Below are 15,899 nucleotides of genomic sequence, written 5' to 3'. Positions count from 1 at the left end.
GGAAATGATATAGAGCAAACAAAGGAGGCGGTTGCAATGCATTTGCGCGCACTCACCATCCAAGCGACTGATACTGAACGCTGTCAGTTCCCATTTACCATTCCTTCTATTGCACCTTTGCATGAAATGACACTCAATCAATCTGTCACGCTGTTTGTCGGAGAGAACGGCACGGGAAAATCTACGCTTTTGGAATCTGTTGCGGTGGCAGCACAGTCCATCACGGTTGGCATGGAAAGCGTGCAGACCGACGCGCACATGGAGCCAGCTAAGTCGTTGGCGGATGCATTGAAACTCGTATGGAACAAACGAACACGGACAGGGTTTTTTTTGCGGGCTGAAGACTTTATTGGCTATACGCGACAAATTGATTGGATGCGCAAAGATCTAGAAGCGCGCTTGGCGGAGGTCACTGAGGAATACAAAGATAGAGAAGGGCTGTCTGCTTCGCTAGCCAAGCTTCCATTGCTGAAATCACTCTCTGAACTGAAGCAGGCGCATGGGGATGGTCTGGAACACATGTCACATGGGGAAAGCTTTCTTTCACTGTTTCAGTCACGAGTCAGGCCGAATGGATTGTATCTACTGGACGAGCCAGAGACCCCACTCTCCCCTATGAAACAACTTGCTTTGCTGTCCATGATTGTCGATTGGACCAAGCAAGGCTGCCAATTTATCATTGCCACGCACTCGCCCATTCTGATGGCCATACCCGGTGCGCAAATTTACAATTTTGACGATCCGCCCATTCATTCGGTCGCCTACGACGATTTGGACCATGTCAATCTGATGCGCGATTTTCTCAATCGTCCCGAACAGTTTCTTCGTCACCTCAGCTGACAAATATTTCGCATTATTTCCGTTTGTGCTCTGTTCCCGCCAAGGCATTGCGCAGCCAGCTGAGGACATCCTGATATACCAGTTCGCGAATCGTTTCGTGCAATAGTTCATGTCGCGCTTTTGCATAGAGTTGATAATGTATATTTTTTAGGCCAGCTTTCCCGTAGGCGCGAACCAAGCGGCGAACACCTTTGCCGCGCCGACTCAATGGATCTTCTTCCCCGGAAATCAGTAAAATCGGCAAACGTGACGGAATCTGCCGCAAGGCCTGTGGACGGTAAATGGTTTGCAGAGCAGTAAACAGATCATACATGGAGGCGGCAGACAAGGGAAAGCCGCAGAGGGGATCCGCCAGAAAGGCCTGGATTTCGTTCGCATCGCTCGAAAGCCAATCATATGCGGTTTGATTGGGGCGAAATTGGCGATTGTACATGCCAAATGTCAATCTTGTGAGCATTTTACTTGAAGCGATTGGGCCATTTTGCCGCGCGTACAACTTGGCGATAAAGCGTCCCAACTGCAATATTGGCCCCTGAGATCCGGTTGTGCCGGATAAGATGCATGCATCCAGATGCTTGCCAAATTCATTCAGATACGCTTGCGCTACAAAAGATCCCATACTGTGTCCGAACAACACAACAGGTGTTTTACCATACTGAGCTCGGACATGTTGAACAACCAAATGCGTGTCTTGGACAAGACGTGTAAATCCGTCTACTCCTAAATACCCGCGAGTCCCCTCTTGCCCACCTGTATCTCCATGCCCTCGTTGGTCATATCCCACGACGTGATAACCGGAGGATGCCAGCGCGCGAGCAAACCCATCATAGCGGCCAATATGCTCACCCATACCGTGTAGTATGACAATGACACCCATTGTGCGCACCAAATCAGACGATGGCCAGTGACGACAATAGAGCATTGTGTCATCTGGCGTTCGCAGTTGAAACCGTTCTTCTTCCATGCGCGTAAGACCTCGCTTTACATGGATTTCCTAGTTTCCTGTGAATTGGCGTCGACCGATTTCATCAACCTGGTTTTGGGATAAAAATAGGCATAAAAATCATACATCTGATGTTTGTCATAAACGGATTGATCCGGCATCGGATTCGGAATCCTGATTTCCTGCCCCAACGAAGAACCGTAGTGGCTAAAAACATCTCCCTGATAACGGTAATCCTTTACGTCGGCGACATCGGCGACCTGCTTGTGGAAATGTGTTCCAATCGAGTCAAATACCGTTGCCCCAAGCACATGCCAATCCGTATATTTGGCATGGTATGCGAGATACATCCGCTGTGACAGCCATGCGCCCAAAGAATGGCCCGTGAAGACGACATTATACTGCCCTTTAGGCAAACTGGTCCGCACTTGCTCCACGAAATTCTTGGCAGGCTTGAGTTGATTGATCCAATCGGGCATATCAAGATAAATGCCTGCGTCATTGACCAGATCTGCAGCGTCATCCGTGCCCCGGAAGGCCACGACCACCGTATTTCCTTTTTGGAACGCGATCGCGTAAAATCCATTTTTGTTGTGTAAATCATCAATGGCGATGATTCGCCAATTGTTCAGATCAGAGAAAAAATAGCGATTTGCATCGGAATATGACACATGCCAATCATGTTTATTTACATATGCGACCTGGTGATAAATGCCACTTGGTCCCTTTTTTTCTGCCGACAGCGTATCCAGTGCCTGCAGTGTATCATTTTGATAACTGTCCAGATTGGCATATGCCAAATCCGACATTTTCATGAGCACACCATCATATACGCCGCCGGTGATATCTTTTGCTTGGTTCTCTTGCGGCGACGGGATTTTCTCGTGATTGACAACTGCATGGACGACAAGAAAGCGGCAAGGAATGAACAAAATGGCAAACATCACAGTAAAACCGATTATGCGTCTAAAATATGTGGAAGCCAACATGTTAAAGCTTGTCTCATCCCTTCAGTGGCTGTTCTGCTGTACGAATTTAAACAAACCAATTTACGCGCGCAGAATACAGTCCCTGGTACCAACTACCTGTCGTCACAGTATATCACGTACTGGAAATGGTGTGGACATTCTTTTCCGTGTCCTGTTGCTTGAGTATTTCCTGCCGCAGGCGCAGGCGTTGAATTTTACCAGTGGCCCCGGTGGGCAATTGTTCGACAATGCAGATTTCGGATGGTCGCTTGAATTTACTTAATAACTCCAAGCAAATTTTGTTGAGCGATTCGCGCATGTCGGATACAAGCATTGCTTGATGCACCGTGACATATGCGACAATTCGCTCACCGAGCACTGCATCTGGAACGCCGATGACTGCGGCCTGTTTCACGTTGGCGTGCGTCAACAAGACTTCCTCGATTTCCCGCGGACTGACTTTTTCACCAGCTCGATTGATCAGTTCTTTTTTGCGTGCGACAAGGTAGACGTACCCATCATTATCACGATACCCAATGTCGCCAGTTAAAAACCACCCATCGACAAATGAATCTGCTCCTGCACCACCAGCGTATTCCGAAATGACAGATTGACCACGCAAGGCGATTTCCCCTGTTTCGTTTGGCGGCAATGTTTCAAACTGGTCATTGACCACCTTCAATTCAACGCCATATGGCAAGCCAACAGAACCTGCTTTGCGCGGTTGCGGTGGCAACGGATTGACGCAAATTTGGCTTGCGGCTTCCGTCATGCCATACGATTCAATCACTGGAATGCCAAAACGCTGTTCAAACTGCCGCAAGGTGTTCGCTGGCAGGGGCGCTGAAGCCGACCTGACAAAACGCAACGTCGTCGTTGAAACCGGTCCTGAAGTTTGCAGCAGAATGGTGATGATGGCTGGAACCGCTGAGACCCACGTGATCTGGTTTGCCGCAATCGTGGACCAGAAGCGGCGGGCGCTGAATTTGCGCTGTAAAATCAGCTGACCACCAGACAACAAAGTCGACCACAGCACGACCACCTGTGCATTGATATGAAACAGCGGCAAAAAACAATACGCAGTATCTGCATCGGTCAGCGCATGGCTGCGAATGACATTGTCCGCGTTTGCCCGCATAATCCGATGACTCAATGTAACACCTTTTGGTCGCCCAGTTGTTCCGGAAGTAAAGAGCATAACGGCGGCTGCCTCGTCGTCTATTTCGTAGGCAAAACCGGAATTTTTGGATGTCGCCATCAGTGGACAACCGAGGAGCACGCCGTCGGCTCCGACCCGAATATAAGGCAAATGATGCATAGACGCTTCCCGGCAAAGGGCATCGCCATTCTCTGTGTCCACAGTCACGACGGCCGCTTTCGCTTCGCTTTGTTCCATCAAACGACTCCATTCGTGTTGTGTGGCATCCGCATGAACGGGCACTGCCACGCGACCAGACAATATCACGCCCAGATATGCCGTCACAAACGCGAATGTGTTGCTGCCAGCAACTAACACGCGCTCACCTTTCTGCACGTGCTCCTTTCCCAACCAAGTTGCCAACTGTCCGGTGCGGACCAGCAGCTCATTGTGTGTGAACCAGCGGCCTTGGCTATCGTCCCAGATTCGTGCGTTGTCATGGCTTGTGGATAAACGTTCAAGCGTATCTTGAATCAGTTTTGACATGGTGGTCACCTCTGGATGGGATTTTTATCTTAAAAATGCATTTCATTGTCCGATATTATTTTGTTGAATAAGCTGCGCCGACAACCCTGTCCAATTGACGTTGTGTCAAACGTGTTCCTGCTTCTTCCACAGACATATTGGCCGTTTCCCTTCCCCAGATGATAAAGGGCATTGCCAAAATGATGAATACAGCGGCGATCCCGATGAACAGGCGGTCAGGTCCAATATGCGCAATCAGAGTCGGAATGAAAAACAGTGTGACACAGCCACTGAGTGCGCGTGCGGTCATTTCACTGATATAGACCCCTTCCCCACGCAAGCTGTTCGGATATTGTTCCGCAACGCACAGTTTGCTGACCGGGAAGATGCCAAGTCCGAAAAAGGAAGCCAGAAATGCGGCCAGAATCGCAATCCCAACCGAAATGTGTGTCGCGAACAACAGACAGCCAATGGTAGAGAGAATCACGTACATGCAAAGCACGCGTTTGCGTCCAAATTTTTCGGCTAAATACCCTTGTACAAGTGAGCCGATCCCCGCCGAAAGCATCATCAGTCCGGCATATAAAATCGCATGGCTCTCATCCATTCCTCGTGCGACGAGCAAAGTTGGCCCGTACACCTGTAAGACGTAAAACAGCAGCAGCGCGGCTGTGAGTTGCGCGATGACGAAGATGGTCCGCTGTAGATACGGCGGTTTGCGCAATTGCGCAAAAATGTGGTGCGTATCTTTCTCGTCGCGCCTTGCTGTTTGTATCCGCACATCGTGTAACTTGGTGTCATGCGGGAGATTTGCCTCTTTTTCCAAACGCTCCACCAGTGTTTGCACCTTGTTGAATTGCCCTTTTTGCAGCAGATAACGCGGCGATTCTGGCAACCACAGGAACAGCGGAATCAACATCAACAAAGGAATGCCGCCGAGCAGAAAGGGCACTCGCCAAGAGATGTCGGCCGAGAAGGTATTTAATGCCCAACTGGAAGCCAAATTCGGAATCAGGTAGGCAGCTGTCAAAATGCCGTTTGAGTAACCTACACTCACAGCCCGGCGGCGATTGTGGACAAACTCTGACAGGAACAAATAGGGCATTGGCAGAACCGCGCCTTCGCCAAGTCCAGCAACGAGGCGAATACACAATAATTGGCCGAAATCGTTCACCAACGCGCCCACCAACGTGACGACAGCAAACAGGGCGATGCCGAAAAGGACGACTTTGCGGCGACCAAATTTACCGGCCAAAAGGCCAGCAGGCGCCATGCCGATGACGACGCCGATGGTGGAAATCACACTCAACCAGCCCATTTGCGTGTTATCTAGCTGCCAGTGTGTGTGCAAAGAAGTCAATACTGGACCAAGAACCCCGATGTCAAAAGCTTCAGCGAGCCAAACAAGTGAAAGGAGCGCGATGACACCGACAATAGAGCGCGTGATTGGAATGCGAGACAAACGTGTTAGCAAATTCTCTGCCTGAAATTCTTTGTTCATCGTTGTTCCCTCCATCACGCTGATTTAGATGTTGAAGCGTTCACCAGACGTAAATTGTTGCGGCGTGTATAGCGTCTGCCGACTAAGTAAGAGAGCGCCGGCAGATTGCTAAGTCCTGCGGCCACCAATCCCGCGCACGCATAAATGACGACTACTGTTGGCAGGATGAGAAGTGTGAGTCCCCAATGTGGCCAATGGAGCTTGTTTAAGACAATTTCCGCATAGTGCAATCCAAACGGATGCAAGAGAAAAATGCCAAAAGAATGTTTGCTGAAAAACTTGAGTATATAGTTGATAAATGACGGCACAGACGCTTGATTGGCGACCCAAATGCGCCCCACTTGCCATAAAAGGACAGCCGTGATGAAGCTGTATGGAATCATGATGGGTTGCAACACGGAAATGGCCATGTCGTCCGTTTCATGCAGAACCAGTCTGTCCAATAGCAAATGTCCCCATAGAATGGCGGTCATGCCAAGGAACACGTATAAGATCATGCGGCGCCGCGCTTCCACCCACGCTTTGACTTTGTCGTAGTGAATGGCAAGCAAGCCGCCAGCGACAAACCAGAACTGATAAGTCAGCACGAATCGATCCCGATAGTGATCTAACCAGGCAATCCATCCTGGCAGCTTGTATACATCGACGACCTGCAATACCTCTTTGTTGAACACCATCATGGCGATTTGCAAGATGAAGCTGCCGATGAGCAATGTCATGTGATGGCGTTCCAACTTGCGCAAAAGCGCGACCAAAGCTGGAAAAACGACGTACAATTGCATAGTGACCAATACGTAGTAGAGGAAAAATTGATTGCCGGTAATGAGCGCATGAAAAATTTTGTGTGAGAGCGGCCCAATACTCCAATTAAAATTGTGCACGTACATACCTTCAAACAGAATATAGAGAATGGTCCATCCGATATAAGGCACTGCGATGAACGCAAACCGTTTTTTCCAAAAAGCCAAAATGGAAGTAGGTCGGTTGTAGTACGTAATGAACAGCACGATGCCCGTGATGAACATGAAAGCTTCACGCGTGTAGTGGAGAGAAGAAAGCGCTGCTTCAAGCGACAAATTTAAATGTGAGAGATTGGCCGTTTTGGCATTGATAAACGAACTGACATGAACAGCGACGACGGAAAACATAATACATGCCCGCATCAAATCAATTTCCAGTAGATAGGGCCGTTTTTTCTTTGGTTTATCATGTGCTAAGGCTGTATTGGCGCTAGACATCGACCGCAAAGCCTCCTTTTATTTATCAAATCCCGTGGGTTGTTATGCTCAAAATTGCTTCTTGAATAAGATAACGAGGAAAGATTGAATTCGGATTGAAACCACATCATGTGGAGACAATTGGAGTCGTTTCCTAACCGTAATTCTCTTATATCAAAACAAGCAAGTTTTGTCATTGAGCAATTGATAACATTCAACCCTATGGCGATTTATCTCAGAATAGCCTACCGGGATCGAGCACATGATGCAAGCGGTCATGTATGTCATTGACGCCGTCCTTTTCTAATGGTCTGCCTTCTCCGCTTGTTTTTTGATTTCACCTTCTAATATTTTCAATCCTTGTTCGGCTTGGCGTCTTTGCTCATCAGATTCCGAAAGTCTTGTATAGCGCACGGCCATGTACACTTTTGTCAGTGTATCAACCGCCATGCTAAATGTTTTTGTGCGTGGTTTTGCATTGTCTTGTTGCAAGCGCCGAGCGTACTCGGCTGCAGTTTCACTCGGCCGCGGCGGCATTCCCTCCACTGTCATCAGACGCAAAAGCCCCTGATACTTTGCGCGCACAAATGATTGTGTTTCGGCGAATTGTAAAGTTGTCGAGGTTTGCAAGCGTTGCCGTATAGTAGTGACCTTCATCCCCTCCGTTTCCTTCGAATCATGATGTTCTATCCGGTAGACAAACCATAAAATCGCAATGATGCCAAGCAAAATCAAGAGCCAGAGCCAAAATGGAAATGTCATGGTCGCATGCTGGCTCTTACTTTGAAGGAGATGTACAGTGTTGTCGCGTGTACTCGTGTTGGATGCAACCGGCTTGGTGCCTGCTTGTTTTGGTGTGACGGCGTGCGCCGGAATCAAAAAGCCAATCACATAGCCAACGGCTCCACCGAATAAGGCCAAATAAGGAAGGATAAACTCAATGGCCAAGAGCGAGAGCGCGATGATGGACAAAAAGGTCAGCGAGAACCAATTTGGTCGATAATGATCCCGTTTCATGACCAGACGTTGAACGGTGAGCAAAGAAATCAATCGAAGGCCAAGATAAGCGGCCGCCGCCACCATCATTGATGCATGCGGGAGATAGCTGTGCGGGAACACGACCAGGGAGAAGATGATAAATACCGGCAGGATCATCGATTCCAGTCGAAACAAGGAGACGATAAATTTACTCAAACCTGCTTCTTGATAAGCATGTTTTTCATCACTTACTTCAAATTCGTAGCGAACTTTAAAGAGAAGAAGCCGCTGCAAGTAAAGAAAGCTAAAGATAGGTATTCCTAATAAGAGGAACGGATTATTTTGGAACACGATTGCGCTGACAACTGTGCTGATGAGGGCGATGCCACCGCCAACACTCCAAACCCACTTTGTACTTCTTGCGGCAGCTAAACTGATAAACACGATGGCCAACAAGGCGAGTATCATAGCAATGCCGGCACATGAGAGAATGCCTGCAAAATCATCTGAAAGCGCCGCAAACTGCACCAGATATGTGACCAACACGCACCATTCAATCATCGCCAAAAAAAATCGCATCGAGGTATGTAACATCTGTCATCACCTCACAGAGACCGACTCATAGGAAACTTGAGACGGAGATTCAACATATATTGGAAATTGAGAAATTTGATGTGGGTGGATATGTGCATCATTCAATAAATATACGTGTAAACTGCGGCGGCTTTGTTGCAGTTGCGCGCATCTGGCTGCCACAGCGTCGTCCCAGTACCCTGTGACGAGAATTACGAGATCGCCATTGGAGGTGTAGTGAGGAATGTGCTGCAACGCATCTGCCAGAGAAAAGGACGGAAATTCAATCGCGCCCATGCGAGTTCTAATTTTCTCCAATTGCCAATTTGCGGATGCTGGCGGTTCAAAGTGCGTGTGTGACATATTGTCGTACATATTCGTATACAAGCCTACGGCGATGCCGGCTTGCAACAATTGTTCTGTCATTTGTAAAACCCGTGTGCACAATAAGTCGAACAGCGTTTCGTTCACGCCGAGCCAAAATGGATTGTCAAACTGTCCAGATAGGATAATCAGACAGCGCGCGGTGGTCGTATAGCCGAACTGTTTCACCATCAATTGCTGGCTGCGTGCTGTGGTCAACCAAGAGATATATTTGAAGGGGTCTCCAGCTTGGTACGGGCGAATGCCCAGCAGCAAACTGGGATCTTCATTGTAAAATCGCTGTGTGCGCACATCGCCCAGTAAGTCCAACAGTCGGATGGGTGTCTGCGTCGGGGCTACTGGCGTCGGACGAACGACGACACCGACGGAAAGTGGGATGGTGTGATAAAACTTGCGCAGGCCAAAGCCGTCGATAAACATAAAATCCCCTTGTACAATTTTCCCATAGCCCCGCTTTACACTCTTTAATGTAAAAGTGACATCTGTTTTTTGACGGGCCCACACGTAGGTCGAAAATTCGACGAACTCCACTCGATCCGGCAGATTGCTTTCGAGTTGCTGCGGCAACCGGATGGAACAATGGACGCGTGGACAAGGCAGATACGATTCGTTGATGATGGTGCAACGCACATTCACGGGCGCCCCTTTGTCGACGATGGGATCTAGAATTTCGACCGACAAGCGAATTTTTGGTTTGACGAGTCGCTCCCAAAATTGGGGCCAAATCCAGATTGCCATTAAAATAGCCGCTAGGAAAAGCCACATCCTGGCCCGCCTTCTTTCACACTGGGTTCTAAGCGTTTGTGTGGAACTTAATTGGAAACCGAATCTGTGATTTCTGTGGGTACGCTCACTTCCTCCAACAAAGCGGCAAGCATTGCTGCTTCCGTTTTTCCTAGCGCGCGCTGTTCTGGCGCAATTTGCACGCGATGGCCTAAGACCGGAATCATCGCTTCTTTCACATCATCTGGCAGGACGTAATTCCGGCCGTCGATGAACGCAAGCGCCTGCGCCATGGCCGTGAGCGCCAATGTGGCGCGTGGGCTGGCGCCCATGAGAAATTCCGCTTTTGTGCGCGTGGTGCGAACGATGGTCAGAATGTACGACTCTACGTCAGGATGGACGGTGATGTCCCGACATGCTTGTTGAATTTGTAAGATGTCGCTTGCATCGAGCACCGGCTGTGACGGTTGTATTTGCGCTGTCTGCGGAGTGCGAAATCGTCGAATGATGGACTGCTCCTCGTCCCAAGTTGGATATCCCAGTGTCACTTTGATGAGAAAGCGGTCTAGCTGAGCTTCTGGCAGAGGAAAGACACCTTGGGATTCCAGCGGGTTTTGTGTCGCCATGACGAAAAAGGGCGGATTTAATGGATCCGTGTTGCCGTCGATGCTGACTTGGTTCTCGGCCATTGCCTCCAAGAGCGCTGCCGCCGTTCTTGGTGTGGCCCGATTGATCTCGTCGAACAGCAAGATCTGCGTAAAAATCGGCCCGCGCCGCAATTCAAAATCTCCAGTTTGCGGACGGTATATGAGCGCGCCCAGCAAATCCTGCGGCAGCAAGTCGGGGGTTGCCTGCACACGCCGAAAATCCAGTCGAAGCGCTTCAGCCAGTGTCTTTGCCAACGTCGTTTTCCCAACACCAGGCACATCTTCCAGCAGCACATGGCCGGAAGCAAACAAAGCAGCTGTAATGAGCCGCAGCGGTTTATCCTGTCCAATCACTTGTTTATGCACTTCGTTGGTCAAATCTTGAAAAATCTGGTCATTTGTCATGCAAAGCCGCCCCCTGTTCGAACGCTCTGATAATTTCGCGTGTACCGATTTGCACTGTTGCTTCGTTGTTCACATCATTAAAATATTCCATCCCGCCGCTTCCAAGAAGCTTGGCGTGTCTCCATTTGCGATCCGCCCAAGTTTTGAAACTGCACATGCAGGCAAATTTCCCATCAGTAAGCGCATACATAAAATCGTATATAAATTGTGAAATAGCGGATAGTGTTTCGTGTTTGCAATGTTTACAGTTGATGATTTCGGTTTCTGACGTGTCACATGTCACAATATGCCGGGATGCCTTGAACACTGGTTGCTGCGCGGATGGCGCGCGCCACTGCGTCAGCGAGCACATCGGCAGCCAGTGTGCCAACCAAATCCACCGTTGATTCCATTTCGCCAGTCGCGAGCGCAAACACCGTATCCCCATCGTGCATGGTGTGGATGGGGTAAATGCTGCGCGCAAGTCCATCATGCGCCATTTGCGCAACTTTGCCAGCTTGTGCTTTGTTCAGTCGCGCGTTGCATGCGACGACAGCAATCGTCGTGTTGGTGCCAGGAAGCTGTCGCTCCGCTGCGCGCGCAAGCAGATCAATGTGGTTTTTCATCAGTCTGCCATGCGCATCACGCGGTCCAGCCAACTGAACGTTTGTGCGCGGATCAAAAACACTGCCCACTGCGTTGACCGCCACCAGCGCCCCCACTATCAACCCGCTTTGATGGCGATAGGACGTGGAGCCGATCCCGCCTTTCATCGCGCGGTGTATCCCCGCGAGTTTGCCGACTGTCGCGCCTGTGCCTGCCCCCACGTTCCCTTCGGCGACGGGGGTCGTTGCTGCTTGTGTCGCTGCCAGATAGCCCATTTCCGCATCAGGTCGCACCTGCGCGTTGCCCACACCTAAATCGAACAATACTGCGGCCGGAACAATCGGCACTTTGGCCACACCGACATCTAACCCACAATCATTATCTTCCAAATAGCGCATCACGCCGTCGGCTGCTGCCAATCCGTAGGCGCTTCCGCCAGTCAAACAGATGCCGTGCACATACTGAACGAGGTTGAACGGCGACAGGAGATCAGTCTCGCGTGTCCCTGGGGCCGCGCCGCGCACATCGACACCGCACACGGCCCCTTTTTCGGTCAGTATCACGGTACAACCGGTTAATGCTTCTGCATCTTGGGCATGCCCTACTTTAATGCCAGGTATGTCGACAAGTGAACTCATCTTTTGCTCCTATTCTGGAGATCTTACACCATTGTCATTTGTTCAATCGCAAAACCGATCTGAAATAATCTTGCTTCGTTGTACATGGGGCCGACCACTTGCACAGCCATCGGCAATCCGGCTTGTCCTCTGCCACAAGGGACAGACAATGCTGGATGACCAGTCAAGTTGAACGGCGATGTACAGCGAAGTAACGCATCGCGTACAGTAGTTTGCTTTTCGTCGACGATGATGTCGCGTTCATCGATATAAGGCGCAAATATCGGCAAAGTCGGCGTGAGGATGCAATCCACGTTCGCCCATAACTCATCTACCATTCTTTTTGCTTCTTGCTGAAATGATTTGGCCTGAACGTACTCATAGCCAAATACTTTCATACTCAGGTTCAATCGGTCAAGCAATTCTGCATCCATCACGGCGGCAAAATCACGGATGTGCACTGTATGGACAGTATAGGCCTCACTTCGTTGAATGGCTTGATGGGCTGAGACAAATTGCGTGATGTGCGTCAAATCGACTGGAACGATGACTGCGCCTTGCCCCTCTAATTGCTCAATCACCCACGTATTTCGCTGCCTGATTTCAGGCTCAAGCATATCCCAGAAATACTGGCGCGGAACGCCGATCCGCAGCTCACTCACACCGTCGTACAAAGTCTGGCGGTATTGATCTGTAAAATGGAACTTGCTGTCGGTGTTGGTCTCGTCACTTCTCACCATGGCCGCAAGCATGTGTGCGCAATCGCTGACCGACTGTGCAAGCGGACCCACGTGATCGAGCGAAGCAGACAGTGGATAGACGCCGGTTCTGGCGATGAGATCATATGTGGGTTTCAACCCCACGACACCGCAACATGCTGCTGGAATGCGGATGGAACCGCCTGTATCCGTACCGACGCCAGCGGCAATCCAATCCAGTGCCACGGCTGCTGCTGCGCCCGAGCTGGAACCACCTGTCACGCGCGCTGGATCATGAGGGTTGCGGGCCGGGCCGCAAAAGGATCTGTCTCCAGTGGGACCATAGGCAAATTCGTGCGTGTGCAACTTGCCAAGGATAATGGCCCCTGCCGCTTTGAGACGAGCGACAACCAGCGCGTCCTCCTGCGGGACGAAGTCCTGGTAGACAGCGGACCCCATCGTCGTCCGCATTTCATCCGTGTAGATGATATCTTTGATGCCAATGGGGATACCGTGCAGAAAGCCGCGGACGTCTCCTCGGAGAATTTCGCGTTCTGCGGCGCTGGCGGCTTCTAAGGCTTGTTCTCTGGCAACGGTCACAAACGCATTGTACTTTTGATTGTCGGCTTCCACTTTCGCGAGGGCGTCTTCAACCAGTTCGACAGGTGAAATCTTTTTGGCGATGATATCCGCGTGCAATTGTCCGATATTCATCTGGTTTGACACTCCCTTGTGAATGATAGGAAAACGCGCCCTAGGGGACTTGTGAAAAAAGTTTCAATATTGATGGATTTTCACATGTCCCCAAATCTATGCAATTGGGCGCTCGTAAGTTGGAATCCGTCTTTGTTGAATCTGAGTGCTACGCTGCCAACCAGGCGGTCATGCTTGCGGCAGGCGGTCGTTGATATAACCGAAAATGGCTTCCAGGCGCTTCACGCGCAGTTTGGGTTTGCCATCCCGCGACAAGCCGTGACTGGCGTTTGGAATCCGCAACAATTCAGTGTCTTTGCCCCGCCGACGCAACCAGGTGTAAAACTGTTCAGCTTGCTCAATCGGGCAACGCAAATCTTGCTCTGAGTGGAGCATCAGAATCGGCGTCTCAACTTGTTCTACGTACGCTAGTGGCGACATCCGCCACAAAGCATCCAAATTGCCGCTGGCGGCCTCCACCAACTGCGATTCCACAAACAACGGGCCGATGTCACTACAACCGAAGAAGGAAATCCAATTGGAGATGGAGCGCTGCGAAACAGCGGCAAAGAAGCGATTGGTATGTCCGACAAGCCAGTTGGTCATGAAGCCGCCGTAGCTGCCGCCAGTGACAGCGACGCGCTTTGCATCGATGAAGTCAAACTGCTCACAAGCGACTTCCAAGCCATTGAGGACATCTGCGGCGTCGCCTTCTCCGTAGTGGTGCCGCACAGCATTGACAAAATCCTGGCCATAGCTTTTGCCGCCGCGCGGATTGGTCAATACAATGGCGTAGCCTTGCGCGGCCAACCACTGCATCTCGTGGAAGACGGCGTAGCCGTAGTTCAATTGAGGGCCGCCATGGATTTCAAGAATGGTTGGATACTGATTCCCCGCTTGAAAATCTGTCGGGCGCATCACCCAACCTTGCACCCACCAATTGTTTGCCGATTGATACCAAAATGGCTCTGGTTCAACCAGGTTTAATGATTCGACCAACGCTTCGTTTGGCGCGAACAACAACTGCTCGTTTTGCGGCGCAAACGGTGTTGCAGCCACTTGGTTCATCGGTTCTGTCGGCCCGCGGTATGTTCTTGTGGCAAACGGTCCATTGCCAAGTTCGGCGACTGCCAGGCGACTAGGATTGGTCGAAGTGGCATAAGCGAAGACAAACTGGGATTCGCCCACAAAATCGTAAGCGTAGATGTCGCGTTTCCCGCCGAGCACAACTTCTCCCTGCGGCGTTGAGCCATCCGTTTGGAAGCGCAAGATCTCGCTTTGGCCTTCACGTGTCGACAGCAAATAGAGCGCTTGGCTGTCTTCTGCAAAGCGCAGATATGTCGATCCGACCGACGCACGCAAGTCTGTCAGGTTGGAATTGGACAAATCATCGGGAAAATCTGCAGTGAGATGGCGAATCATCTGCCCTTCTGGCGTCAACAAATACAACTTTGTGTGGGTTGCCGACTTGTATGTATTGTAGGTGTCATCATACGCGAGGGCAGCCAATGTTTTGCCATCTGGCGAAAATTTGACTTCGTGAAATAGCAATTCATCAGACAGGCGTTCTATTTGTTCGCTGTCGACGGCGATGCGGTATAAATCCGAGTACCACCATTCTAAATCAGATTCATGCCCTTGCGTAAAATAGACGTACTGACCATCTGGCGAAGGTGTGATGCTGCGTATGCCAACATGACCCTTTGTCAATTGTTTGACTGTGCCGTCAGCGACATCAATGGCCACCAACTGCGGGTAAAGATGTTTGGATAAACCGGAGCCATCCATTTTATAATGCAGTTTGCCAAATCGTTTTGGGTTTTCTGCCCATTCTTTTTGCGCCTTGTCCATTGTATCTTTTGCTTCCGTTTCGCTTGTGTCGTCGGCAAAACAAAGGACCTCATCATCAGCCTGTGTCGGAACCAAAGCGAAAATGGTGCTGCCGTCGGATGACCAGCGCGGGGACTGTACGCCGTTTTGGAAACGGGTTAGTTGAACCGCTTCACCGCCGTCCGCTGGGATGAGCCAAATTTGGGAACCCATTGCCCTGTCGCTGATAAAGGCGATTTGTTTGCCATCTGGCGACCACTGTACATTGTGATTGCGTTTTCCCGCCGTGGTGAGTAAGCGTGTCTTCTGACTCCGTACATCCGCCAACATCAGCTGTGTGCGGTACCCATCTTCCTTCAGCGAGGCGGTCTGATATTCGAAGATAACCTGTTGACCATCTGGCGAAGCCGCAAGTGAACCGATCAGTTTGAATGATGTGAAATCTTCTACAGTGATTTTTCGCTTTTCCATGGATTCACATGCCCCTTTACTTCGGTGAGCGAATGATTGTATCTAGGGTATTATGACATAACTCTCGTAATCTTTCATTTAAAAATAAAATAGAAAGAAACTTTAAGCGATATATCCTCAGGCGTCATAGCGGGTATGATTTTATCATTTTTTTTCTGCCCCG

Annotated in this window: 12 protein-coding genes; 1 reads left to right on the top strand and 11 read right to left on the bottom strand. The window is 50.2% G+C overall.

Features of this window, described 5'->3' with window-relative positions:
- Positions 1–36 precede the first annotated feature (36 nt).
- Positions 37–840 (top strand): AAA family ATPase, encoded by an 804-nt coding sequence (locus ACFSB2_RS07040; protein WP_377942327.1) that lies wholly within the window; start codon positions 37–39, stop codon positions 838–840.
- Between the two features lie 13 nt (positions 841–853).
- On the opposite strand, the gene ACFSB2_RS07035 is transcribed toward ACFSB2_RS07040, so the two are convergent.
- From ACFSB2_RS07035 to ACFSB2_RS06985, 11 genes are all read right to left on the bottom strand, one after another.
- On the bottom strand, positions 854–1,804 hold the full coding sequence (locus ACFSB2_RS07035) for an alpha/beta hydrolase (RefSeq protein WP_377942326.1): 951 nt from the start codon (positions 1,802–1,804) through the stop codon (positions 854–856).
- 17 nt (positions 1,805–1,821) lie between these two features.
- Positions 1,822–2,772, bottom strand: a complete 951-nt coding sequence (locus ACFSB2_RS07030; RefSeq protein ID WP_377942325.1) for a Tle-like phospholipase domain-containing protein — start codon at positions 2,770–2,772, stop codon at positions 1,822–1,824.
- Between the two features lie 112 nt (positions 2,773–2,884).
- Entirely contained in the window at positions 2,885–4,435 is a 1,551-nt protein-coding gene (locus ACFSB2_RS07025) for an AMP-binding protein (RefSeq protein ID WP_377942324.1), read from the bottom strand.
- 55 nt (positions 4,436–4,490) lie between these two features.
- Complete coding sequence (locus ACFSB2_RS07020) at positions 4,491–5,915, bottom strand: MFS transporter (RefSeq protein ID WP_377942323.1); 1,425 nt, start codon at positions 5,913–5,915, stop codon at positions 4,491–4,493.
- A gap of 14 nt (positions 5,916–5,929) precedes the next feature.
- The gene (locus ACFSB2_RS07015; protein WP_377942322.1) at positions 5,930–7,153 is read right to left on the bottom strand and encodes an acyltransferase; all 1,224 of its coding nucleotides are present in this window, start codon (positions 7,151–7,153) and stop codon (positions 5,930–5,932) included.
- A 282-nt stretch (positions 7,154–7,435) separates the two neighbouring features.
- Complete coding sequence (locus ACFSB2_RS07010) at positions 7,436–8,704, bottom strand: DUF4129 domain-containing protein (protein WP_377942321.1); 1,269 nt, start codon at positions 8,702–8,704, stop codon at positions 7,436–7,438.
- Positions 8,705–8,710: 6 nt separating this feature from the next.
- Positions 8,711–9,805 carry a DUF58 domain-containing protein gene (locus tag ACFSB2_RS07005; RefSeq protein WP_377942320.1) on the bottom strand — a complete coding sequence of 365 codons (1,095 nt, stop codon included), beginning with the start codon at positions 9,803–9,805 and terminating at the stop codon, positions 8,711–8,713.
- Between the two features lie 74 nt (positions 9,806–9,879).
- Positions 9,880–10,842 carry an AAA family ATPase gene (locus tag ACFSB2_RS07000; RefSeq protein WP_377942319.1) on the bottom strand — a complete coding sequence of 321 codons (963 nt, stop codon included), beginning with the start codon at positions 10,840–10,842 and terminating at the stop codon, positions 9,880–9,882.
- 272 nt (positions 10,843–11,114) lie between these two features.
- Entirely contained in the window at positions 11,115–12,065 is a 951-nt protein-coding gene (locus ACFSB2_RS06995) for a P1 family peptidase (RefSeq protein WP_377942318.1), read from the bottom strand.
- 23 nt (positions 12,066–12,088) lie between these two features.
- Entirely contained in the window at positions 12,089–13,456 is a 1,368-nt protein-coding gene (locus ACFSB2_RS06990; RefSeq protein ID WP_377942317.1) for an amidase, read from the bottom strand.
- Between the two features lie 168 nt (positions 13,457–13,624).
- Positions 13,625–15,736 (bottom strand): alpha/beta hydrolase family protein, encoded by a 2,112-nt coding sequence (locus ACFSB2_RS06985; protein ID WP_377942316.1) that lies wholly within the window; start codon positions 15,734–15,736, stop codon positions 13,625–13,627.
- Between the last annotated feature and the right edge of the window lie 163 nt (positions 15,737–15,899).

This window comes from Alicyclobacillus fodiniaquatilis, assembly GCF_042678105.1.
In the GTDB taxonomy this organism is placed as follows: Bacteria; Bacillota; Bacilli; order Alicyclobacillales; family Alicyclobacillaceae; genus Alicyclobacillus; species Alicyclobacillus fodiniaquatilis.
Note: the sequence above shows the minus strand (reverse complement) of the source record. Positions and strands in the feature narration are given on the sequence as shown.

What these genes read in the sequence shown, in the direction of transcription:
- ACFSB2_RS07010 (WP_377942321.1), bottom strand. Translation starts at nt 8,704, where the DNA reads ATGTTACATACCTCGATGCGATTTTTTTTGGCGATGATTGAATGGTGC.
- ACFSB2_RS07015 (WP_377942322.1), bottom strand. Translation starts at nt 7,153, where the DNA reads ATGTCTAGCGCCAATACAGCCTTAGCACATGATAAACCAAAGAAAAAA.
- ACFSB2_RS06985 (WP_377942316.1), bottom strand. Translation starts at nt 15,736, where the DNA reads ATGGAAAAGCGAAAAATCACTGTAGAAGATTTCACATCATTCAAACTG.
- ACFSB2_RS07030 (WP_377942325.1), bottom strand. Translation starts at nt 2,772, where the DNA reads ATGTTGGCTTCCACATATTTTAGACGCATAATCGGTTTTACTGTGATG.
- ACFSB2_RS07040 (WP_377942327.1), top strand. Translation starts at nt 37, where the DNA reads ATGCATTTGCGCGCACTCACCATCCAAGCGACTGATACTGAACGCTGT.
- ACFSB2_RS06995 (WP_377942318.1), bottom strand. Translation starts at nt 12,065, where the DNA reads ATGAGTTCACTTGTCGACATACCTGGCATTAAAGTAGGGCATGCCCAA.
- ACFSB2_RS07005 (WP_377942320.1), bottom strand. Translation starts at nt 9,805, where the DNA reads ATGGCAATCTGGATTTGGCCCCAATTTTGGGAGCGACTCGTCAAACCA.
- ACFSB2_RS07025 (WP_377942324.1), bottom strand. Translation starts at nt 4,435, where the DNA reads ATGTCAAAACTGATTCAAGATACGCTTGAACGTTTATCCACAAGCCAT.
- ACFSB2_RS06990 (WP_377942317.1), bottom strand. Translation starts at nt 13,456, where the DNA reads ATGAATATCGGACAATTGCACGCGGATATCATCGCCAAAAAGATTTCA.
- ACFSB2_RS07035 (WP_377942326.1), bottom strand. Translation starts at nt 1,804, where the DNA reads ATGGAAGAAGAACGGTTTCAACTGCGAACGCCAGATGACACAATGCTC.
- ACFSB2_RS07000 (WP_377942319.1), bottom strand. Translation starts at nt 10,842, where the DNA reads ATGACAAATGACCAGATTTTTCAAGATTTGACCAACGAAGTGCATAAA.
- ACFSB2_RS07020 (WP_377942323.1), bottom strand. Translation starts at nt 5,915, where the DNA reads ATGAACAAAGAATTTCAGGCAGAGAATTTGCTAACACGTTTGTCTCGC.